Source organism: Leptospira mtsangambouensis (assembly GCF_004770475.1).
GTDB lineage: Bacteria > Spirochaetota > Leptospiria > Leptospirales > Leptospiraceae > Leptospira_A > Leptospira_A mtsangambouensis.
Genome location: NZ_RQHK01000017.1, coordinates 112,828 through 133,500, shown reverse-complemented (window position 1 = coordinate 133,500; position 20,673 = coordinate 112,828). Strand labels below are relative to the sequence as shown.

24 protein-coding genes and 1 riboswitch are annotated in these 20,673 nt (G+C 38.3%); of the genes, 14 read left to right on the top strand and 10 right to left on the bottom strand.

Annotated elements, in window-relative coordinates:
• Positions 1-63 precede the first annotated feature (63 nt).
• The 5 genes from EHR01_RS19220 to EHR01_RS13035 all read left to right on the top strand — a co-directional run bounded on the left by EHR01_RS19220 (position 64) and on the right by EHR01_RS13035 (position 2,026).
• Positions 64-204: a hypothetical protein gene (locus EHR01_RS19220; protein ID WP_167482952.1), complete on the top strand. Its 141-nt coding sequence runs from the start codon at positions 64-66 to the stop codon at positions 202-204.
• Entirely contained in the window at positions 201-743 is a 543-nt protein-coding gene (locus tag EHR01_RS13050) for an LIC_10705 family lipoprotein (protein WP_244310113.1), read from the top strand. Before EHR01_RS19220 ends, EHR01_RS13050 begins: the two co-directional genes overlap by 4 nt.
• Before the next feature lie 19 nt (positions 744-762).
• Positions 763-1,014 carry a hypothetical protein gene (locus EHR01_RS13045; RefSeq protein ID WP_135695194.1) on the top strand — a complete coding sequence of 84 codons (252 nt, stop codon included), beginning with the start codon at positions 763-765 and terminating at the stop codon, positions 1,012-1,014.
• A 67-nt stretch (positions 1,015-1,081) separates the two neighbouring features.
• Positions 1,082-1,540, top strand: coding sequence for a DUF1801 domain-containing protein (locus tag EHR01_RS13040; protein WP_135695193.1), 459 nt, complete (start codon positions 1,082-1,084; stop codon positions 1,538-1,540).
• 135 nt (positions 1,541-1,675) lie between these two features.
• Complete coding sequence (locus tag EHR01_RS13035) at positions 1,676-2,026, top strand: DUF3147 family protein (protein WP_135695192.1); 351 nt, start codon at positions 1,676-1,678, stop codon at positions 2,024-2,026.
• Between the two features lie 38 nt (positions 2,027-2,064).
• Here the strand turns inward: EHR01_RS13035 and EHR01_RS19370 are convergent, their stop codons facing one another.
• From EHR01_RS19370 to EHR01_RS13025, 3 genes are read right to left on the bottom strand one after another with little or no spacing between them, the layout of a single operon-like run.
• The gene (locus EHR01_RS19370; RefSeq protein WP_244310112.1) at positions 2,065-2,451 is read right to left on the bottom strand and encodes a class I SAM-dependent methyltransferase; all 387 of its coding nucleotides are present in this window, start codon (positions 2,449-2,451) and stop codon (positions 2,065-2,067) included.
• Between the two features lie 30 nt (positions 2,452-2,481).
• Positions 2,482-2,661, bottom strand: coding sequence for a class I SAM-dependent methyltransferase (locus EHR01_RS19365; protein ID WP_244310111.1), 180 nt, complete (start codon positions 2,659-2,661; stop codon positions 2,482-2,484).
• A 55-nt stretch (positions 2,662-2,716) separates the two neighbouring features.
• The gene (locus EHR01_RS13025) at positions 2,717-3,679 is read right to left on the bottom strand and encodes an LA_2444/LA_4059 family outer membrane protein (protein ID WP_135695191.1); all 963 of its coding nucleotides are present in this window, start codon (positions 3,677-3,679) and stop codon (positions 2,717-2,719) included.
• A gap of 153 nt (positions 3,680-3,832) precedes the next feature.
• On the opposite strand from EHR01_RS13025, the gene EHR01_RS13020 reads away from it, so the two are divergent.
• Both EHR01_RS13020 and EHR01_RS13015 read left to right on the top strand, forming a co-directional pair.
• On the top strand, positions 3,833-5,446 hold the full coding sequence (locus EHR01_RS13020; protein WP_135695190.1) for a fumarate hydratase: 1,614 nt from the start codon (positions 3,833-3,835) through the stop codon (positions 5,444-5,446).
• A gap of 127 nt (positions 5,447-5,573) precedes the next feature.
• Positions 5,574-5,960 carry an SRPBCC domain-containing protein gene (locus tag EHR01_RS13015; RefSeq protein ID WP_244310110.1) on the top strand — a complete coding sequence of 129 codons (387 nt, stop codon included), beginning with the start codon at positions 5,574-5,576 and terminating at the stop codon, positions 5,958-5,960.
• On the opposite strand, the gene EHR01_RS13010 is transcribed toward EHR01_RS13015, so the two are convergent.
• The 3 genes from EHR01_RS13010 to EHR01_RS13000 form a co-directional block, all read right to left on the bottom strand.
• Positions 5,940-7,982, bottom strand: a complete 2,043-nt coding sequence (locus EHR01_RS13010) for a cation:proton antiporter (RefSeq protein ID WP_135695189.1) — start codon at positions 7,980-7,982, stop codon at positions 5,940-5,942. The two genes, EHR01_RS13015 and EHR01_RS13010, sit on opposite strands and share 21 nt — an antisense overlap.
• Before the next feature lie 41 nt (positions 7,983-8,023).
• Positions 8,024-8,146, bottom strand: a riboswitch (cyclic di-AMP (ydaO/yuaA leader).
• Between the two features lie 116 nt (positions 8,147-8,262).
• Positions 8,263-9,654: a class II fumarate hydratase gene (gene fumC, locus EHR01_RS13005; protein ID WP_135695188.1), complete on the bottom strand. Its 1,392-nt coding sequence runs from the start codon at positions 9,652-9,654 to the stop codon at positions 8,263-8,265.
• 140 nt (positions 9,655-9,794) lie between these two features.
• Positions 9,795-10,127, bottom strand: a complete 333-nt coding sequence (locus EHR01_RS13000; RefSeq protein WP_208721808.1) for a hypothetical protein — start codon at positions 10,125-10,127, stop codon at positions 9,795-9,797.
• A 136-nt stretch (positions 10,128-10,263) separates the two neighbouring features.
• Between EHR01_RS13000 and EHR01_RS12995 the strand changes: the two genes are divergently transcribed.
• A complete protein-coding gene (locus tag EHR01_RS12995) occupies positions 10,264-10,716 on the top strand; it encodes a P-loop nucleotide/nucleoside kinase family protein (protein ID WP_208721777.1) in 453 nt (150 codons plus the stop codon).
• A gap of 141 nt (positions 10,717-10,857) precedes the next feature.
• On the opposite strand, the gene EHR01_RS12990 is transcribed toward EHR01_RS12995, so the two are convergent.
• Both EHR01_RS12990 and EHR01_RS12985 read right to left on the bottom strand, forming a co-directional pair.
• The gene (locus EHR01_RS12990; RefSeq protein ID WP_035983131.1) at positions 10,858-11,121 is read right to left on the bottom strand and encodes an RNA recognition motif domain-containing protein; all 264 of its coding nucleotides are present in this window, start codon (positions 11,119-11,121) and stop codon (positions 10,858-10,860) included.
• A gap of 257 nt (positions 11,122-11,378) precedes the next feature.
• The gene (locus EHR01_RS12985; protein WP_004785810.1) at positions 11,379-11,870 is read right to left on the bottom strand and encodes an FKBP-type peptidyl-prolyl cis-trans isomerase; all 492 of its coding nucleotides are present in this window, start codon (positions 11,868-11,870) and stop codon (positions 11,379-11,381) included.
• 93 nt (positions 11,871-11,963) lie between these two features.
• On the opposite strand from EHR01_RS12985, the gene EHR01_RS12980 reads away from it, so the two are divergent.
• On the top strand, positions 11,964-13,640 hold the full coding sequence (locus EHR01_RS12980) for a Na/Pi cotransporter family protein (RefSeq protein ID WP_135695186.1): 1,677 nt from the start codon (positions 11,964-11,966) through the stop codon (positions 13,638-13,640).
• Positions 13,641-13,654: 14 nt separating this feature from the next.
• Here EHR01_RS12980 and EHR01_RS12975 read toward each other — a convergent pair whose 3' ends face one another.
• Both EHR01_RS12975 and EHR01_RS12970 read right to left on the bottom strand, forming a co-directional pair.
• On the bottom strand, positions 13,655-15,631 hold the full coding sequence (locus EHR01_RS12975; RefSeq protein WP_135695185.1) for a 7TM diverse intracellular signaling domain-containing protein: 1,977 nt from the start codon (positions 15,629-15,631) through the stop codon (positions 13,655-13,657).
• Between the two features lie 69 nt (positions 15,632-15,700).
• Positions 15,701-16,027 carry an LB_289 family protein gene (locus tag EHR01_RS12970; RefSeq protein WP_004784080.1) on the bottom strand — a complete coding sequence of 109 codons (327 nt, stop codon included), beginning with the start codon at positions 16,025-16,027 and terminating at the stop codon, positions 15,701-15,703.
• Positions 16,028-16,149: 122 nt separating this feature from the next.
• On the opposite strand from EHR01_RS12970, the gene EHR01_RS12960 reads away from it, so the two are divergent.
• The 5 genes from EHR01_RS12960 to EHR01_RS12940 all read left to right on the top strand — a co-directional run bounded on the left by EHR01_RS12960 (position 16,150) and on the right by EHR01_RS12940 (position 20,638).
• On the top strand, positions 16,150-16,617 hold the full coding sequence (locus EHR01_RS12960) for an LIC_11090 family protein (protein WP_208721776.1): 468 nt from the start codon (positions 16,150-16,152) through the stop codon (positions 16,615-16,617).
• Between the two features lie 111 nt (positions 16,618-16,728).
• The gene (locus EHR01_RS12955) at positions 16,729-17,568 is read left to right on the top strand and encodes an MbnP family copper-binding protein (protein WP_135695183.1); all 840 of its coding nucleotides are present in this window, start codon (positions 16,729-16,731) and stop codon (positions 17,566-17,568) included.
• A gap of 57 nt (positions 17,569-17,625) precedes the next feature.
• Complete coding sequence (locus EHR01_RS12950; RefSeq protein WP_135695182.1) at positions 17,626-18,837, top strand: MbnH family di-heme enzyme; 1,212 nt, start codon at positions 17,626-17,628, stop codon at positions 18,835-18,837.
• A complete protein-coding gene (locus EHR01_RS12945; RefSeq protein ID WP_135695181.1) occupies positions 18,837-19,730 on the top strand; it encodes a hypothetical protein in 894 nt (297 codons plus the stop codon). The genes EHR01_RS12950 and EHR01_RS12945 overlap by 1 nt, the downstream gene beginning before the upstream one ends.
• On the top strand, positions 19,727-20,638 hold the full coding sequence (locus tag EHR01_RS12940; RefSeq protein ID WP_135695180.1) for an LIC11086 family outer membrane transporter: 912 nt from the start codon (positions 19,727-19,729) through the stop codon (positions 20,636-20,638). The genes EHR01_RS12945 and EHR01_RS12940 overlap by 4 nt, the downstream gene beginning before the upstream one ends.
• The last annotated feature ends 35 nt before the right edge of the window (positions 20,639-20,673 follow it).

The following is a 20,673-nucleotide window of genomic DNA, read 5'->3' as shown; positions in this document are numbered from 1 at the left end:
AACAAGAAAATGGTTATCTTTTTTGGAATTTTCTTATCGTATGGTTGTTAAAACAACTGTAAGATGATGCAAAACCAGTTTTATTCAAATACCACAGACAATGGAATTCCTACTTCTTTTTTGATTATGGCTCGGGAAAAGGCAGTGGCCATTCGCCAAAAAGTTAATGAAGAACTGATCAAACGTGGAGTGACCAGCCTATGAAGACCATCTTAGTCATATTACTAGGCACATTTACTTTTTTCGGTTGTTATGCGGATTCAAAAAATGGCTACACGTATGGAATTCCCAGTGACCAATTATCCACGTATCTATTTTTCTTTGTGGTTCCCAATTTGGACTTTAACCAATTCTGTCCACCAACCGAACAAATTCCTATTTTAGAACCTGGAACATACAGTCGTTATATGGCAGCAGGAGATACTTTTATTTTTGATAACCGAGCAAGGTTTACACAGACGGCTCCTGCTGGAGAGACTAGATTTTTTACTTTTACAATTCAGGAAAGTCCAGGACAGAATATCAAACTAACTTCACCAGCTTGTGGAGATAGTTCCTATGAATCACCATCTTATGGCGATTCTGGACTATCAGGACAAATGGAAACAGTCTATATCGAATTACGAACTCCTCCTTTTTCAGCCAAACGATCATCTTTTTTCACGAAGCTTAAGGCGGTTTCTGTATCCGGAAATATTTCAATTACAACACCGACGGCAGCAGATCCAGAAAATGCCCATTAATAGATAGGTTACAATCATTATGAAACAAAATAAAAAATTTAAAATCTTCTTGGTTTTCCTTATGAGCTTTCTTTTTGTTACTCAAACCAATGCAGATAAGAATGCATTTAATTTCATCATAAAAGATTCATACTTTAATTACAAAAATTTTGTGGAAATTACAAATTGCAATACTCAATTTGATGAGTTTCATCCAGCTTCCTTTGAACCCAATAAAACCTTTTTAACCTTTTATGGAGACAGTCTGGGTGATTTTGTGGATGTACCTTAGTTTGTATATTTTGATTGAAACAAATTCTTTACGATGACAAACTCTATACCGGAATCTGGGATCTATCATGCCAAACACTGCTCTCGAATACATCCAATCCTTACCAGAAGATCGAAAAGAAGCTTTCCTCAAACTTCGAAATACAGTCAAAAAAAATCTCCCCAAGGGTTTTGAGGAAACCATCCAATACAAAATGATTGGTTATGTAGTGCCTAAAAAAACATATCCTGCGGGATATCATGTAACACCGGAACTAGCTCTTCCCTTTCTCCATATTGCTTCCCAAAAGAATGGACTTGCTCTCTATCATATGGGAATTTATGCCGATCTAAAATTACTCAAATGGTTCCAAACCGAATATCCCAAACATTGTAAAACTAAACTGGATATGGGAAAAAGTTGTATTCGTTTTAAAAACTTAGATGATATTCCTTGGAAATTGATTGGGGAACTGGTGTCGAAGATGAGTCCTAAGGATTGGATTCAGATTTATGAAAAAAATCTGCCAAGTTCAAAACGAAACTAAGGGAAAGTTGTAAACTCGTTCTCGACATTTAAAATGAAAAGATAAATCAAACAATGAATACTGTAACTTATTCAATGAACTCGAATCGTGTTTTTAATCTGAATGTTTTAGATTTTCATTAGGGAGGTTTTATTTATGGTTTTTTTGATTATCAAATACTTAGTCACTGCTGCACTTGTTGTCATCATTTCGGAAGTGGCAAAACGAAATGATCGTGTAGGAAGCCTCATCGCATCTCTTCCATTGGTTACCATTCTTACATTGTTTTGGTTAAAATTTGAAAATGCAGGTAGGGAAAAAATTTCGAACCATGCCTATTATACTTTTTGGTTTGTGATTCCAACTTTACCTATGTTTTTATTATTTCCAAAACTAAATGCTACTTTCGGGTTTTGGGTCGCCATGTTCTTCAGTATAGTTTTAACTATTGTTTTGTTTTATCTATATCAGTTGGTTCTAAATCGATTCGGAATTCGTTTGTTATAAGGTAAGTTCTATGGTTTCAATTTTGACTTTTTGTAATATCATTTGATCCCTGTTGCCAAAAAAAGCGAAGCATCTTCCTTCATAAAAATATTTTTTCCATGATGAAATGTTTTCTTATTTATATTCTGAAACCCAACTTCAGAAAATAAGGACTTAATTTCTAAATCGGTAAATCCGTTATGCACTTTCGGATGGTAAATCTTTTCATTTTTATCAAAATCAACAAGGATGATCTTTCCTTGGGGATTTAGGATTTCATAAAAAAACTTTAAAATCTTTTTTGTATCGGGGATATGCAATAGAACCAAAGAAACCAGTAAAATATCTGCTTTTTTTGTTTTTGATTTTTGCAGAAAGTTGGAGTGGATTACCTCTGCATTCTGTATATTTGTTCTTTTGATTTTTTCTCGGACAATGTCTAACATGGGTTCTGATGCATCAATCAAAAGTACATGTTACACTAAAGATGTTAAGGTAAGGCCGACAAGACCCGTGCCACAACCATAATCAAATAAAGTTTTTGATTGGCTCTCTTGGCATTCCGCCTGGACCTCACTCGTTATGATTTTTGCTAATTCTATTCTTTCGTTTGTATCATACTCTTTTGCAAGTTGGTCAAAAACATTTGTTTCCATCCTATTTTAGACAACAATGAACCATATGAATCCATCCTAGTTCCCAAAAGATTCCTTAAAAACTGACCATCATTCCCAAATAAATCCCACGCAAACGATCAAAGTTTTCTGATTTTTTCGGCAGGTTCCATTCCCAATTGTCTGTCACGGAAGGATTCTGTGATCCTAAATTTGCAGTGTTACGGCTAAACTGAATTTCATTGTAATGCAAATAGGAGAACTTAGAAACAATCATATTATAACCCACAAAAAATTTCATATTAGGATGAAAGGAATAGGAGAGAGAACTATCCCATTCATAACCGCGAAAGATTCCTTCTGTTCCTGCGGTGGATAGAGAATATTGGAAACGGTCTTCCATTAAGTTGGGTTGTTTGAAAAACCGAGTGCCTTGTGTGTAGAATACATCCATTGTTAGGTGGAATGACAATTCTTGGGTGAGTTGGTAGATCGTTTGGGCTGAGACTTGCGGCCCATAGGTAAAAAAGTATTCTTTGAAGGTCCCTTGTCCTAAATAGTTTCCATAGAGATATCTGTTGATATTACGAACCCCACCTCCCAGATACAATTTCCAATCTTTGTTAAGGAAAAATGTTTGGTAAAGGTTCAGTTCAAACTCAGAGCGAGCCGTCGGAGAAAGATAAAACCGGGATACATTTCCACCTTGGGCCGACTGTTGGTAAAGTAGGGTATTTGCATTTACGATTTCAATTTCAAAATAAGAAAGATCGACTTTGAATCCTTTCTCTAAGTTTTCATAACTGAATACAAAGGGAATGAGAACCTTTCCATTTTCTTTTAAAGCGGAACTAGAACGAGTGGGGACAATGGATTCATTTTTATCCGTAAGAGAGCTGTATTCGTAAGGTAGGTAGTGGTAGGTCTGTCTTTTTAAGAGCAAACTCCATTCTGATTTTTTGTTTTTTCCTTCTGGGGTTGGGGTTTCCATTTCCCTCCCTTCCGCAAAAATCATTGAAGAGACAGAAACAAGGATTAGATAAATTAGGTTCTGTTTCATTTTTTCTTGTTATAGACTGATTTTAAAAAAATAGAAACGATTTTTTCCCTTCCTGTTTTCCTCTTTCCCTTCAGTGTTTCTAACAGTCCTTGTAAAAATTCATTTACGAAACGAGGAATCCCGCGAAATTAGAAGTTATAAATAGAGGTTTCCATGCCAGAGTTTTTTTACGCCGATCCTTTCCCTTTAAAAGAAGACACCACCGAATACAAATTATTAACAAAAGATTTTGTAAGCACTGTCCCCTTTGGTGATAAAGAAATTCTAAAAGTGGAACCGGAGGGTCTTACCTTCCTTGCGGAAAAGGCAATGGAAGATGTATCTTTTTATCTAAGAACTGCACACCTGGAAAAAGTTCGTAAAATTTTAGATGATCCGGAAGCAACACCAAACGATCGTTTTGTGGCCATGGCTCTCCTTAAAAATGCTGTGATTGCCGCAGACAAACAGCTCCCTTCCTGCCAAGATACAGGAACCGGGATTGTGATGGCAAAAAAAGGGGAATATGTGATCACCGGTGGCGATGACGCAGAAGCTCTTTCTCGTGGAATTTATAATACCTATGTCAACAGAAACTTACGTTATTCACAAGTGGTTCCTCTCACTATGTATGACGAGGTCAATTCCGGTTCCAATTTACCCGCTCAGATCGATATTTATTCCACACCTGGCGATAAATACAGTTTTCTATTTTTAGCAAAAGGTGGTGGGTCTGCGAACAAGACGTATCTTTTCCAAGAAACAAAAGCACTTCTCAATCCGGCTTCTCTCGAAAAATTCATCACAGAAAAAGTATCCAACTTGGGTACAGCGGCTTGCCCTCCTTACCATATCGCAGTGGTGATTGGAGGAACGTCAGCAGAAGCAAATTTAAAGACCGTAAAACTGGCGTCAGCTGGGTATTTGGATCATTTGCCTACCAAAGGAGACAAATTTGGATCTGCTTTTCGCGATATAGAACTGGAAGAAAAAATGTTACTAGCAGCTCAAAAATCAGGGATTGGAGCTCAGTTTGGTGGAAAGTATTTAGCACATGATTTTAAGGTCATCCGTCTCCCTCGTCACGGTGCTTCTTGTCCAGTGGGACTTGGTGTGAGTTGCAGTGCGGATCGTAACATCAAAGGAAAAATCACAAAAGACGGAATCTATTTAGAAAAACTAGAATATGATCCTTCTAAGTTTTTGCCAACGATCGATGATGTGGATTCTAGTACGGAATCTGTACATATCAATCTTAACCAACCAATGCCTGAAATTTTAAAGGTTCTTACCAAATATCCTGTCAAAACACGTGTTATGTTGTCAGGTCGTTTGGTTGTGGCTCGTGATATTGCTCACGCCAAGTTAAAGGAAAAATTGGATAAGGGTGAACCTCTTCCTGAATATTTCAAAAACCATCCAGTGTATTATGCGGGTCCTGCCAAAACTCCAGAAGGAATGCCATCTGGTTCCTTTGGTCCAACCACAGCTGGTCGTATGGATAGTTACGTCCCACTTTTCCAAGAGAAAGGTTATTCTATGATTTCTCTTGCTAAGGGAAATCGTTCCAAGGTGGTCACTGATAGTTGCAAAAAAAATGGTGGGTTTTACCTCGGATCCATCGGTGGACCGGCGGCCCTTCTTGCGAAAGAAAATATCAAAAAGGTAGAAGTGTTGGATTTTCCAGAGTTAGGTATGGAAGCGGTTTGGTCCATTGATGTGGAAAATTTCCCTGCCTTCATCGTAGTGGATGATAAAGGAAATGATTTTTTCCAAATGTTGAATTAAGTTTATATTTTAATTCACAGTTTTCGTTTGATCAAAAATTTGAAAACCGTACCAAGTGTACGATAAAAAAATTTGGAAACCATACAAGGTAAGGCAAATTGAGATGTGTAAAACAATTAAACAGAAAGTGAAATTTAAAGCCTCACCTATGACAATTTACCAATGCATTGCTGATTCGAAGAAGGTCACTTCACTCACTGGGGAAGCGGCCACGATCAGCAAACATATCGGTGGTACGTTTTCCACTATGTCTGGAAAAGTTTCCGGAATCATCGTCGATCTTGCTCCTTCAAAACGAATTGTCCAAGCTTGGAGAAGATCCGATTTTCCCGAAGGAATTTTTTCGATGGCATCCTTTACCTTCAAAGAAACTTCTGAAGGTGGAACTGAGGTTGTACTCACGCATCGTGGTGTTCCGAAGGAACTTATCCCTGATATAGAAGAAGGTTGGCGCCAAAACTATTGGGATAAGATTCGGAATGTTGTGAAAACTTTAGATTCGTTTTCTACCTAAAATCAAATAGTTCTTTTTCATAAATTCGAAATCCTCTTCTGAATTCCAATCTCTTACGAAGATATGATGGTTTGGTTCAAAATGATCTCCCTCTTTCCACTCTCGAAACAAACTTGAATCTCCTCCCATTTTGTTGATGATGGACAGAGCCTTCGCTGATTCAGATTCCACAAATATTTTATTGAGTGATTCGAGTCCTTTGTTTACGAATACAGCCACAGAACAATCGGTAGATTTTAAAATCTTTTTAATCGTACCTTTATAAATTTCTTTCCATGAATCTACATTTGGTGATCCTAATATGATAAGATCTGGTTTGTATTCATCCAACTGTTCCCATAAAGCTGATTCAAAATTTTCCGAAGAGGAAAATTGAAAGTCAACAGGGATCCCTTCATTTGCAGAAATAAATCTAATGTTTTCGAAGAGGATGGACATTTCGTACTGTGATTGTTCAATATCAAAGTTGTAATTTTGATTCACATGGAAGGTTCGAAATTTTGCATTAGGAAAAATTTTATAACAAAGTTTTACCAAATCAATCCCTGTTTTGGGTCTCGCAAAGGCGATCAAAATTTTGGAAGCAGTCACTTGTTGTGAATTTTCTGAAATAGGGATAAGATTTGGAATGTCTTTCTTTTTAAAAATTTTCTGCACTAAGTTAATGGCCGGACCACTCATCGCTGTTGTAACCAATGCCATAATCACCATAATGGTGAATAACTCTGGTCCAATGATTCCCATTTCTAATCCGATGTTTAACACAATGAGTTCCATAAGTCCTCTTGTATTCATAAGGATTCCGATGATAAGGGAATCTTTCCAGGATTCACCCAAAAATCTGGCTGATATAGTACTACCACCTAACTTACCGAGAATGGCAACAAACAGAATCAATAAACAAATCAAAAATAGATTTGGATCTGATAAAAGTCCGATCTGCGTTTTTAATCCTGAGTATGCAAAAAATAAAGGAAGAAGAAAAATTACACTTACATCTTGGAATTTATTAATGATAATTTTTCTGATTTTATGATTTGCTGGAATCGTAGAACCAGCGATAAACGCTCCGAATAATGAGTGGATCCCCATTGATTCAGTGAATAAAGATGAAAAAGTAAGCCAAATAAATAGGAAAAATACAATGGAACTAGGAAGAAAATCGATATCATCTAATTTGGAAAGACTACTCGCAAACCTTTTCCTTACATATTTGAATGCTAAATAAAGAAAGAGAACCACTCCTAAAAAACAAAGTAAAACTCCTGACATAGAATCGGAAGAGGTGAGTCCCAAAATCATAGCCAAAATCAGCCATGCCGTGACATCATCTGCTGCAGCACAAGTGATCGCAAGAACTCCCGACCTTTCGGTATTTAATTTTTTTTCCTGAATAATCCGTGCTAACACAGGAAAAGCGGTGATCGACATGGAGATACCTAAAAATAAACTGAAGGATAAAAATGAAACTTTTTCGGGTGCTAATGTTTCAAATAAAAATAAGGAAGAAACGACCCCAAGTAAAAATGGGAACATGATCGATACATGGCTGATGACAACTGCTGTGTGGAGACTTCCATGTAAATTTTTCCAGTCAGTTTCGAGCCCGATGAGAAACATAAAAAATATCAAACCCACTTGGCTGAGTAATTTTAATGAACCCATAGAAGAGGCAGGAAAGATCATTTCGGAAAATTCGGGAGCCAACATTCCAAGAAGGGAGGGCCCGAGTACCAAACCTCCTGTGATTTCTCCGATCACAGTGGGTATTCGAACCAACGAAAACAAAAAAGAAAAGATCTTGCATGTAACAAGGATTAGTAAAATTTGCAGAAGCAATCGCCCGAAGGGAGATTTTAAATGAGCAAAGATACCTACAAAAAAAGTAGAGAAGTTAAATTCCAAACTCAAAGGATTTAAACCGTGATTGAGTGGGAAATACAACTGACTGAGGTAAAAAACAAATGCGAGTGAACTAAAAAAAATAGCTACCGCTAGGAAATAAAATAGTGAGGACTTCATAAACTTCCTTCCTTACAAAAAAATAGTTTGCGGAAGGTAATTTACCCTCCCTCAAAGTCTCCGAGGTTAGCTGTCGGGCTAGGATTGAGAGATATCCTCTGCAATTGCAGTACGCCCCAAAATTTGGTTCCCCCGTCTCTATATGAGCTAGACAAGGGCAAATAAAAAGAATCGAATAAAAAAGTCAATCAGTTTATTAAAAAAGATATATTCCATATTTTATAAGCAGAATATTCTAATATACAGATGTATTGTTTTGTTGGATTTTTAAAAGGCAAAACTACTCTTGAGGCGAGATCATCTCTTCCGGTTTCACCCAAAGATCAAATTCTTCTGCTGTCAAAATGCCTAATTTGATTCCCGCTTCTTTTAACGTAGAGTTTTCTTTGTGAGCTGTTTTAGCAATTTTGGCAGCTTTGTCATATCCAATATAAGGGTTTAATGCTGTCACAAGCATTAACGAACGATTTAAATTTTGATCGATCGTTTCAAGGTTTGGTTCTATTCCTCTTGCGCAATGTTCTTCAAAAGACAGAATCGCATCCGCTAACAGGCGTATGGAATTGAGAACATTAAAAATAATCAGTGGTTTGAATACGTTCAGTTCAAAATTACCGGAAGATCCTCCTACATTCACTGCCACATCATTTCCAATGACCTGTGCGGCCACCATCGTCATAGCTTCGGATTGTGTGGGATTGACCTTTCCTGGCATAATGGACGAGCCGGGTTCATTTTCGGGAATGGAGATTTCTCCAATCCCAGAGCGTGGGCCAGAGGCCAACCACCTAATATCGTTTGCGATCTTCATCAGAGAAGAGGCAATGGTTTTCAAAACTCCACTGACTTCGACTAACGAATCATTGGCGGCGAGTGCCTCAAACTTGTTTTCTGCAGTGATAAAGGGAAGTCCTGTTTCTTTCGCTATCGTAGCGGCCGCTCCCGCCGCAAACTCAGGATGGGTATTGAGTCCTGTTCCCACAGCTGTTCCGCCAAGTGCCAATCGGTAAACAGATGGTAAGACCCGTTTGACTCTGTCTATGGAATAGGAGAGTTGTTGTACATAACCCGAAAACTCCTGCCCTAATGTGAGAGGTGTAGCGTCTTGCAAATGGGTTCTTCCAATTTTAATGATGTTTGTAAACTCTTTTGATTTTTTTTGGAAGGTATCGTGAAGTATTTGTAAGGCGGGGATGAGTTTGTGAACGAGTTGTTCTGTGCAGGCAATGTGCATGGCTGTAGGAAAGGTATCATTGGAACTTTGTGCTTTGTTCACATCGTCATTGGGATGGATGGGATTTTTGGAACCCATCACTCCACCTGCCAATTCGATGGCACGATTCGATATAACTTCATTCGCATTCATATTGGTTTGTGTGCCTGATCCCGTTTGCCAAATGACAAGAGGAAAGTGGTCATCCAAAATTCCTGAGATGACTTCTTCTGATGCTTTTACGATGAGTTCTGTTTTTTCTTTGGATAAAATTCCGAGTCCATGATTTGTGAGAGCTGCGCACTTTTTTAAAATTCCAAGAGCTCGAATCATTTCTCTCGGAAATCTATCATTGCCGATATGGAAGTGGTGGAGGGAACGTTCGGTTTGTGCACCCCAGTAACGAGTGTTTTCTACAGCAATTTCACCCATAGAGTCGGTTTCGATTCTTGTTTTCATATTCCCTCACAAATTCATTTAGATAAATTCTGTTCTTTATGTAGACGGAGTTTGTTTTGAGAATCGAAAAAGAAAAAGGTGGGAATGAAAATTCAAACCTCCCGTATCAAAAACAACGGGAGGAATCAATCATCAAAAAATTAAAATGGTTGGTAGAATGCTAAGTAAGCTGCAAACAAACCCAAAAGTGGGAATACAAACCAAAGGATTTTTGCAAAACTTTCTTTTTTTGATGCCATTGCCAAAAGTCCACCAAACGCAAGCCAGATGACGATTTTCAAAATCACCCAAACCGGAAGTGCTGAATGGGAAATCCCACGAAACTTCATGAGTCCAAATCCAGCAACGAGAAGGAGCAATAAACCCACACCGTGGAAGATCGCTGCAGCAGCTTTGAATTTGTTTTCCGATTTTTTCCCTCCATTGATGGTGTAGAGAGTGATTCCGCCGAGGGATAAAAATAAAAGATACATTCCTAAAATATGGATGAGTTTATACGCTTCGTATGACACAAAAGTCTCCTTGTTTCTGCTCTATTCTTTCAGATAGAATCATTCTAGGCTAGATTTTTCTCTTTCCAGGTAAGGAAAAAGAACTAGGTTTTGGTGAATGGAACCCCAAAATTTGTCAAACTCTGAAACAAATCACACCTCAAGTGATACAGGCAAAACACTACTTGCTTTAAGAGGAATTCCCGGTTCCGGAAAATCAAGTTTAGCAAAAGCCATTTCCCTCACCAATGGGGCACCAATCTATTCCATTGATTCTTATTTTGAAGATGAAGCCGGAGAATATCATTTTGATTATCAAAAAAACCATTTAGCTTACAAGGAATGTGAAGCCAAAACCAAACAAGCCCTAGAACAGAGAATCCCTTTTGTCATCGTGGACAATACATTTACTTTAGATTGGGAATTAGAACCTTACATTCGTTTAGCGAAAGAATTTGGATATAGACTTCATGTTGTGACAGTGGAGAACCGGCACGATGGAAAAAATGTACACCAGATTCCAGACGAACAAATCGAGAAGATGAAGGGGAAATATAAAGTGGTTTTGTAGTAGGTCTGGGGAGAGTTAAAGAAAACGGATTCGTTTAAAAAAGGATTTTTATCAGTTCTTTTTATTTTCCAATTTCAAAAAGGGCAAAAAAAAACCGCCGCATAACTAGAAGTTATGCGACGGTTTTTTAACAAACTTGGATTATCTCCAGTTGTTAGTTTTAGGTTTTGCGATGTTTACTTTCATCTCACGGTTAAGAATGTTCTTTCCGTTAAGTTCTTTAATTGCGTTATCAGCTTCTTTTCCATCTTTCATTTCGATGAATCCGAAACCTTTAGAACGGCCAGAATACTGGTCAGTGATGATTTTTGCAGAAGTTACTGCTCCGTGTGCTCCGAAAAGCTCACTGAGTTTACCTTCAGTCATATCGTAAGAGAGGTTGCCAACGTAAATGTTTACTGACATAGTTTTTGTCCTGTTTGTTAAAGTTGACTCGGGAATTCTAGATTTACAATCGTCGGGAACCCTGGACGGGATTTTTGGTAAGAACTCCAGAAAAATGCAGGGAAAAACTTGGGAAAGCTACCAGCGTGCAAGCTTGAAAGGACTACTTCGGCGGTGAAAATCAACAATACTCTGAATCTTCTGTCAGTGTAATTACCCTTTCTAAAAAAAGCAATCTGAAAGAAGACTCAGAGAGAAAATTACGAAAAAAGAGATTTCTAGTGGTGGTGGTGTCCGCCAGGACCGTGCACGTGACCGTGTTGCAATTCTTCTTCCGTTGCCTCGCGGATGGATTTGATTGTGACAGCAAAGTGGAGGGTTTCTCCAGCTAACGGGTGATTGCCGTTCAGAATGACATCTGCATCACGAACTTCTTGTAAGTATAGAACCATTCTACCTTCAGGTGTGTCCGTTTGAAATTCCATTCCCACTTCCAACTCTGCTTCCGGTGGGAGTTCCGTTTTAGGAACTTGAAAGATAAGAGCTTCGTTATATGTCCCATAACCATCTTCAGGTGGTACAGTTACATTTTTAGAATCTCCGTTCACTAATCCTTCTAGTTCTTTTTCCAAACCGGGAATGATGTTTTGCCAGCCGTGGAGGTATAATAGTGGTTCGTCTGATTGGTCCAGAGTTTCTCCCTGGGCGTTCTTTAGGTGATAGGAAAATCCTACAACCATTCCTTTGCTGATGGTTTTTGACATATTCATTACATTCTACCAATGGAAAAAAATACTGCAACCGAATAAAAGGTTGGTACCAAATTGTAATCAAAGAAATTGAACCTTGGAAATATTACATCTATGAATTGGTCACTACTTATTCAAGTTTTAGGTGGACTCGGGATTTTCATCTACGGGATGAAATTACTAAGTGAGTCCTTACAACGTGTGGCGGGAGATAGGCTTCGTTCCTTTCTTTCGTCTATGACGAGAAACAGAGTTTCTGCTGTGTTCAGCGGACTATTTATTACATCTACAATACAATCCAGTTCGGCAACCACCGTTCTTGTGGTTGGATTTGTGAATGCTGGTTTAATTTCTCTCGCTCAAGCCATCGGTGTGATCATGGGGGCCAATATTGGAACCACCATCACTGCATGGATTGTATCTTTTTTAGGATTTAAGTTCAATATTGCATCGTTCGCATTGCCTGCAGTTGCTGCAGGGGTGATCTTAAATTTTTCAAGGAAAGAAAGTCGATCCGGTTGGGGAAGTTTCCTCATTGGGTTTGGATTTTTGTTTTTGGGATTGGATTATTTAAAAACATCCGTTCCTGATAGTGCAAAGGATCCAGATAGTTTTCTCTTTTTACAACAATACACGAATATGGGATTCAACACCATATTGTTATTTGTATTGATTGGTGCACTATTAACGATTGTTATCCAATCTTCTTCTGCTTCCACAACCATTACCATCACCTTAGCATTCTCTGGTTATATCCCAATCGATGCTGCTTATGGTATGATCCTTGGGGAAAACATTGGAACAACTATCACTGCCAACCTTGCAGCCATTCCGGGGAATCGAAATGCTAAAAAAGCAGCTCTTGCCCATACCTTGTTCAATGTGTTCGGTGTGGTCTGGGCCCTTCTCTTTTTCAAACTGTTCACAGGAATTGTGGATGATTTGATACCTGGTGATCCACTCACTGATAAAGAATCAACAAGATTCCATATCTCATTGTTTCATACAATGTTTAACGTGACAAACACCCTGATCCTCATTTGGTTTGTGAATACGATCTCCAAAGTGGTAAGTGCCATTGTTGACGGACTTGCTTCCAAAACGGGAAAAGACAAAGATTCCATTCGATTATTACAAGCTGGTAGTGTAAAAACAACTGAACTTGCGATGGTAGAACTTGTTGAGTTCACTAAAAAAATCATTCGAGATACGTATGATTTCCTTCGTTTGACAGAACAAATTTTACTTCAACCATACGATGCCACAAGAATTGGCCAAGTATTGAAAAAAGAAGAAGAATTGGACCAAGTCCGCACTGAAGTTTTGACCTATCTAAACCAAATCCAAGAAACCGGTGTCACTGGTAACTATGCGAAAGATGTTTTAGGAATTATGGAAAGAGTGAAGGCAGTGGAAGAGATGGGCGATAACTTTGCATCCATTGCAAGGAAAATGAGAAAGTCCCACCGCCAAAAAGTGTCACTCGACAAAACGTTCGGTCATTCTGTAAAAGACCAAATGGATTTACTCAAACACCACTACGACATTTTGTTAGTGAACTTGGATCAAAGTGAAACATTTGATATCCTTGGTAATCCGCAGATTCGTAACCAAAGTCGCGAATATCGTTTTCAAATGATTCGTTCCATTAAAAAGAACGATTCTAAAGTGAAGAAGAAAAAGTATCAGAAAAAAGACAATTTGATGCCAGCTCTTCTTTATCGTGATATTTCTCGTAATTTGGACAATATTTCCAGACTACTCAATGCGGCGATTTATGCGGACGTTTAGTCCGCATACTTTGTTTAAGTAATTTCAAAAAGAATAAATGTTATATCATCGTCTGCGGGACCTTCTTTATTCCGTAGGCGAATGTGTTCATCAATCCCTCCATACAAAGATTCCACTGACTCACTTTTTCTTGTTAACAACCACTGGAGTAGTTCCTCTTCTCCTGAATCACCATTTTCCCATAAATCCCAAATCCCATCTGTAAAAAGTAAGATTTTATCTCCTGAAGTTAGTTTGTAAGTTTCTTCTGGATACTGGACTTCTTTTGAATATCCAATGAGTTTGCCTTTGGGACGAATGACTTCAATAGATGTGGAACTTTCGTTAAACTTGTATAAGGCGGGATGGCCTGCATTTGCTACTTTTAATTGTTTTTGTTCTAAGTCGATAAAGATGGCACTTGCAGTTAATAATTGGTTTTTATAATTACCTACGAGTGATACGTTTATACTCTCCAATACTTTTCCCGGCTTATTGGCAAATGCTAAGGTCTGCATATAAGCAATTTTTAACATAGCCGCTTCTATGGCAGCTGGTACACCGTGTCCAGTGACGTCCGCAATGAGTCCGCAAATTTGATGTTTGCCATAAACTGTGAGATCATAAAAATCTCCACCCACCAATGAAGCAGGGAAGTATCCTGTTTTGATGATAAGACCTGGAAATTTAGGAAGGACTTGGGGAAGAGTGGATTCTTGTAGTTTCTGCGCTAATTTGAGTTCTTTTCCATAGGCAATTAACTTTTGTTTGTTGATTTCTGCTTTGAATTGGATTTTGTCTTTTTCTTTGCGAACTACGGAAATCCGATCACCAAGTCCAAAGGCCATCAGTAATACTTCAATCGCCATGCCTACTTGGAAGGAATTTTCGGTGAAGGTATTGACTGGGAAAAAACCCATGTATTTGAGAACTGTGGCAAGTCCTCCAATGATCACCATAAAATAACCGTAAAAGTAAAATCTTGCCGGTGGAAATTTTTTGATATAAGCAATGTAATAAGAAACAAACAGAGCGTAAAAAGCGAGTAAAAACGAAAATATATCACCAGCTCTGTTCATCAATCGATAAGGTAAAAATGGAAGTAAACAAAGGCTAACAATAGGGATGACCATTAATCCCCAAAACCATTTGTGTATGAGAGGAGCATTTTCCTTTAAGTTCATAAAGGTAATACTCATCGGAAAACAAGTTAGTAAAAAAAGAAAGTATAACAGATTGTGAGCATTATAAACAAGTTCAGGAGAGTTTGGGAAAAAATAAACTGGCATTAAACCTTGTAAGGAAAGTTGAAACAAAATTGCTGAAACGAATAAATACAAAACGTAAAAAATATATGCTTTGTCTCGAACCATGAAGTATACAAAAAGATTGTAAAGAGTCATGACTCCCACAATTCCAAAATAAAATCCTTGTAGTAAGGTGTCCAAAGAAGCAAAACTATCAAAATCTTTTTCCTCTGCAACCATGAGTGGAACCGACATGGAACTATCTGTTTTGACTCCTACGTAATAAGTGACAGTTTCTTTAGGAAACAAATCAGAAGCATAACTAAACCCTCTGTAGTCCCTTTCTCTGTTTTTTAAAGGGAATCGTCTTCCTTGTTGGTTTTCTGAAATTTCACCTGATTCCCGTAAGGTGAAAAATTTAACATCATCCAATAGCGGGTATTTGATAAATGTAATGATTCGTTTGTTATTTGTTCCATCATTATGGAGGACAAAACAAAACCAATATTGTTTATCAGTGTTTCCGAAATTTGGAATGATACCTTCTGATTTTTCTGTAGGAAAAGATTGAAAGTGGTTTGAAACTTCGGTGAGGGAATGGATGGGTGGGTTTTTGGAAAAATAAAGTAGATGATTGGAAAGATCAAAAGTCTCACCGTGAATGGAAGAAAGTGTAACAGGAGTTGTATTTGGGCAAGTTTTTGTGTTAGCAAAGAGGTTTGTATAAAAGAGACATAACAGAATGAATGTGAATGTCTGTTTCATACAGGAAGGTCACAAGTATAAGACGAAGACCTTCCTATGTAAATCTGTTTGTTTTCGAAAAAAAAGGATTTAAGCAGTGACTGCAGGAATCCCTGCTAGGATGCGAAGGGAGTCGTAAGCCTTTTCTTTTTGTTCTACTTTGGTTTTATTGACTGCTTTGCGGATGATTACATCCCATTGTTTTTCTGGGTGTTCCATTTTCATGTTTTCCAGAAGTTCTAAAATGTTTTCGTCATCGGATGCATTAAAAATCTCATCCGAATCATAACGAAACATTCCAAAAAGGGCGTCAATGTAATCCCCTACACTCATGGCCTCTTTTTGACCAGGTAGGATCTTTTTCTTTTCTGCCTTTCGCAGTTCTCTTTCCCTGCGTTCTAGTTCCGTACGTTTCATCTGATGGCCTCTAGCTCGTTTGCATTGGTTCCAATACCATGTTTTCAAAGTCCAGGAGGGGGGACACTAAATTTGTCCAAAAATGGCTCGATTTTTGGGTTGGGTGAGCAAAGATGGAGTGGATGTTCTTTAGACGGTGGATTGCCGGTAGTTTGGCCCTATTCCTCTGTACCCAATTCCTATTTTTAGGGAGTGGGCTACTGGGGTATTGCGTAGAGTCCGCATCAAAAATCTGCCAGTGCAACCATGGATCCAAAAAGGAAAAACATGGGAATGCAGAAGATAATCTCTTTTCCGAAGACAGAGAATCTTCCACTTCCTTGGTTTCCTCGCATGACCATGGGAACAGTTCCAAAGAAACTCTCAAACCGAGTTGCCACGATGCAAAATCGGGAGAGGCGCATCTTTGTTCCTGCAAAAAACAAAAAAAAGATGCCCTTAATTTACGAACCCATCACCAAACGATGGATCGACCAAGCCTTACAATCATATTGGTTCCATCTTCTGATATCATTTATACGATGACTGAGTCTCCTTCCACTCTTGAGGATGGAAGAATCCCTTCTTTACTCCGGCCACCTCGTATCTAAGATTCTATAAATTTACATTTAGTAGATTGATTGATGAATGAATTTACATTCTCTATTTTTCATACCAATCAATAACAAAACAACAATCGTATTTTAGAATATTAGGTATTTATGAACATATTAAGAACTTTTTTAATTTCCCTTTCGGTAGTGGGAGTTATTTCCTGTAACCCGAATTCCAAATCTGATGACAACGAAACTTTAGCTCTTCTGGCATTAGCTTTGCCACAAACGGTGAATTTGAATTTTGAAGCCCTTGCCAATGGACAACCATTGGTTACCGGTTCGAATATCACTGCAGATAGTCGCACTGTGCAGTTTCGTGACTTCCGATTGTATATTTCAGAAGTGAAACTAGTGAAAGCAGATGGTACGACTGCGGATGTGTCTTTATCTACGGACAATGTTTGGCAATCTAATGGAGTTGCTCTTGTGGATTTAGAAACAACTCAGACTCCTGAAACCAATACGAAGGTTTCTGGAAGTGCTCCTGCTGGAAGTTATACTGGAGTCCAGTTTACTGTCGGCGTTCCTGAGGCATTAAATCACTTAGATAAAACAAATCAGACTGCACCATTAAACAACGGAGCTATGTATTGGTCTTGGACAGGCGGATATAAACATTCGAAAATTGAGTTCACATATAATAGCGGAACTGATTGGACAAGTTTACATGTTGGATCGACTACTTGTAACGGAGCACCTAACTATGGTAACTGTTCTAAAAAATTTAGAGCTTCAATTCGATTAACAGGTCAGTTTAGCCCAAGTAACCAAAAGGTTTCGTTTGATGTTGATAAGTTAATAAACGGACATACTTTCGGTGCTATGGGTATGTGTATGCCTGGAACTGGGGCACCATGTGATACCTTAGTCCAAGCCTTTGGATTGAATATTACGAGTGGGGCGGTAGATAGTTCAATCACACAACGAGTGTTTAGTCTCAAATAATTTTTTATCCAAGGTTGGTATTTTTAATACCAACCTTGCTTTTTACAGGATATATATATGAAGTATTTTCATTTTCCTTTGTTTGTTCTTTTAGTTTTTTTCTTTAATTGTAACATTCTTCCGTTTCAGAAAAAAGAAACTAATAATGATATGTTACTTGCTGCACTTGGGATTTTGGCAACAGCTTCTGATTGGGTTTGGGATTTGCCACCAGGTTTTCCGCAGCCGATCGTTCCGTCTGATAACCCCATGTCCAAAGCAAAAGTAGAACTGGGTAGGCATTTGTTTTATGAAAAGAAATTGTCAGGGAATGGTACGATGGCTTGTAGCAGTTGCCATTTTCAATCATTGGCATTTGCAGACGGGAAAGATTTTCCAAGTGGAATTACTAGCCAATCTCATCCAAGAAATGCGCAACACCTTTCCAATGTAGCCTATATGCCAAGACTTACTTGGAGTAATCCAAAAATGACGAGTTTGGAGATTCAAGCACGTGCTCCCATGTTTGGCGAAACTCCGATAGAACTTGGCCTGCAGAATAATAATTTTCTAAATGAATTATCATCTAATGCGATTTATCCACCTATGTTTCAGCGAGCGTTTGGTGGTTCTGGGATTACCGAACAAAATGTACGATATGCCCTTGCTAGTTTCCAAAGATCAATGATTTCAGGAAATTCAAGATATGATCAATATACTTTTAGAAATAACAAATCAGCCTTAACTGCTTCTGAGATTCGAGGACTCAATTTATTTAACGGGGAAGTGGCGGAATGTTTTCATTGTCATGGTGGATTTAATTTTACGGATACTTCCTTTCATGGTGGAGCAACAGAAGAATTCTTTTACCATAGTAATGGAATTCATGATGATGCATACTATGCGGGCGTTCCCAGTAATAAACGAGGATTGTTTGATTTAACAGGTGTTGCTTCAGATACGGGAAAATTTCGTGCACCATCCTTACGAAATATTGGGGTTACTTATCCTTATATGCATGATGGAATTTTTATGTGTGCGGATGCGAACAATCCTGATAAAGCCGCAGGTGCTGCTGCTGGAAAAACAAAGGCCGATTGTGCAAGAGATGCATTGACACAAGTGGTAGACCACTACCGGTCGGGTGGTCAGAATCATACAGCAAAAGATGTTACTCTCATTCGGGCCTTTACCATTACCAATTCGCAACGAGATGATATGGTGAATTTTCTTTTGGCTCTAACAGATGATGAGTTTTTAACCAATCCCAAGTTTGCGAGTCCCTTTTGATGAAACAAAGTCATTGTAAGTGGATTTTGTTCTTTCTTTTACCTCTTCTTTTCTCCCACTGCACTTTTGGTTCGGTGGGGGACAGTAACAAAGAAAAAGAAACAATCCTTCAAAACCTAATCTTTTTTAATAATAACCAAACTGTGGCAGTGGGTACGAATCTTCGCAGTTATGATGACCAAGCGGATGATAACCTAAACCAATTTAGTTTAACAAGTAATGCAGTAGGTTACAATATCACGATCCAAAGTAGCACTTATACCAATTGGGAAACGGGAACCTATCGCATCAATCCTCCTAACCAAGTTTTAGGTGTTTCTACTTCTGGTTCGGAAAAAAGTTCTAACGCAACAGCAAAAACACATACCCCGTATACGGTGCCTCTCGATTTGCCAGCAGATGATTTGTATGGAAAGTCTTATCCTTTTTTAACAGCAGGAACGATTTCTAATATTACAGCTTACAATAGCACAATGGAAACGGGAGCTAGTTTTCTTTTTCCAAACACAAGGATTTCGAGTATGCCATTAGGAGTGGTGGCAGTGGCCAATGTGAGTTGGGAAGAGATTTATATTCGGATGACAGTGGGAGCAAAAGATGTGACAATTTTATTTTCACAAGGAAATAAATCCATCACTCCTAAATGCAAAATCCCAATCAAACTGGGGAGAAGCGGAAATATAGAAATTCTATTCTCTCTTTCCTCACTTTTTCAGGATCGCACCGTTTCAGGAACTCCCGTTCGCTTTTTAGAGCAACTATCTCTCGTGGCTGGGCCTGTCATCATTTCAAAAGTTTCGAATGTGACTTTATACAATATTCTTCTGCAGAATCTGCAAGCTGAAGATATTGTTTTTAGTTTTCCTGGTTGTTTCCCTGGAGTGGAACGATGAAACAAAGTGTTTTAGTTTTATTTCTTTTTATAATTTCTTTTCAATCGATTCATTCGCATCACACTGGTTCGTCGGATAGTCCAAATGCCACAGCAAGATTTGTGGATCCTTTTACTGGAAAGAGGGAAAAACCAACTAACTATTTGGTAATGACCCAAGATTATTACCAGTCCACTCGTGAAAATAGTCATCTCTTCACTACGACTGCATTCGCAGAGATGAATTTTTTTGATGGAAGGTTTGCACTGAATGCTTCTGTTCCTTGGAACTACTACCAACAAAGAGGAAGGGAAGATGCGGCAAGGATTGGTAAAACCTATCTTGGTTTTAAATACCAACCATTCTTTGATTTAGATAAACCGTACTTTTTTGTGATTGAAGGTTCGGTTGGTTTTCCGAGTGGTCCTGACACAGACCGTTTCACTGGTGGAAATTATTATACAGGTTCTGGGTTTATTAAACTTGGATATTTGTATGAGAAGTGGTCCTTTGTGACTAAGATCGGTGGATTAAATCCTCTTTCTCGTCCACAACCCAACAACTTACAAGACAATGATGGGATTCCTTATTATGCTCGTAAACCTTCTGCTTCTCCACCGGAACCAGAATATGAATTCAAAAAAACTACCCTCATTTCTGCTTATGTGACGTATTATTTGATGCCAGAGATTTCCCTTTTTACCGGACTCTTGTATCGTAATCCATACAATGGTGTGGACTATTCCAAAGAGAAAGATAAAGCGAACCCGGCGTATTTTACAGAGGCAAGTGCTGGGTTTTCTTGGAATTTTTCTGAGAAATACAACATGAGTATAGCCTATCGGTACCCTTTGCAAAGGGATCGTGAGTATCGACTCTATCAATCTGCATGGACTTTTGCCTTCTCTATGGAGTGGGGAAGCGATTGACAACGGATGCCTTTTTTAAAACGTTCTAAGAAACT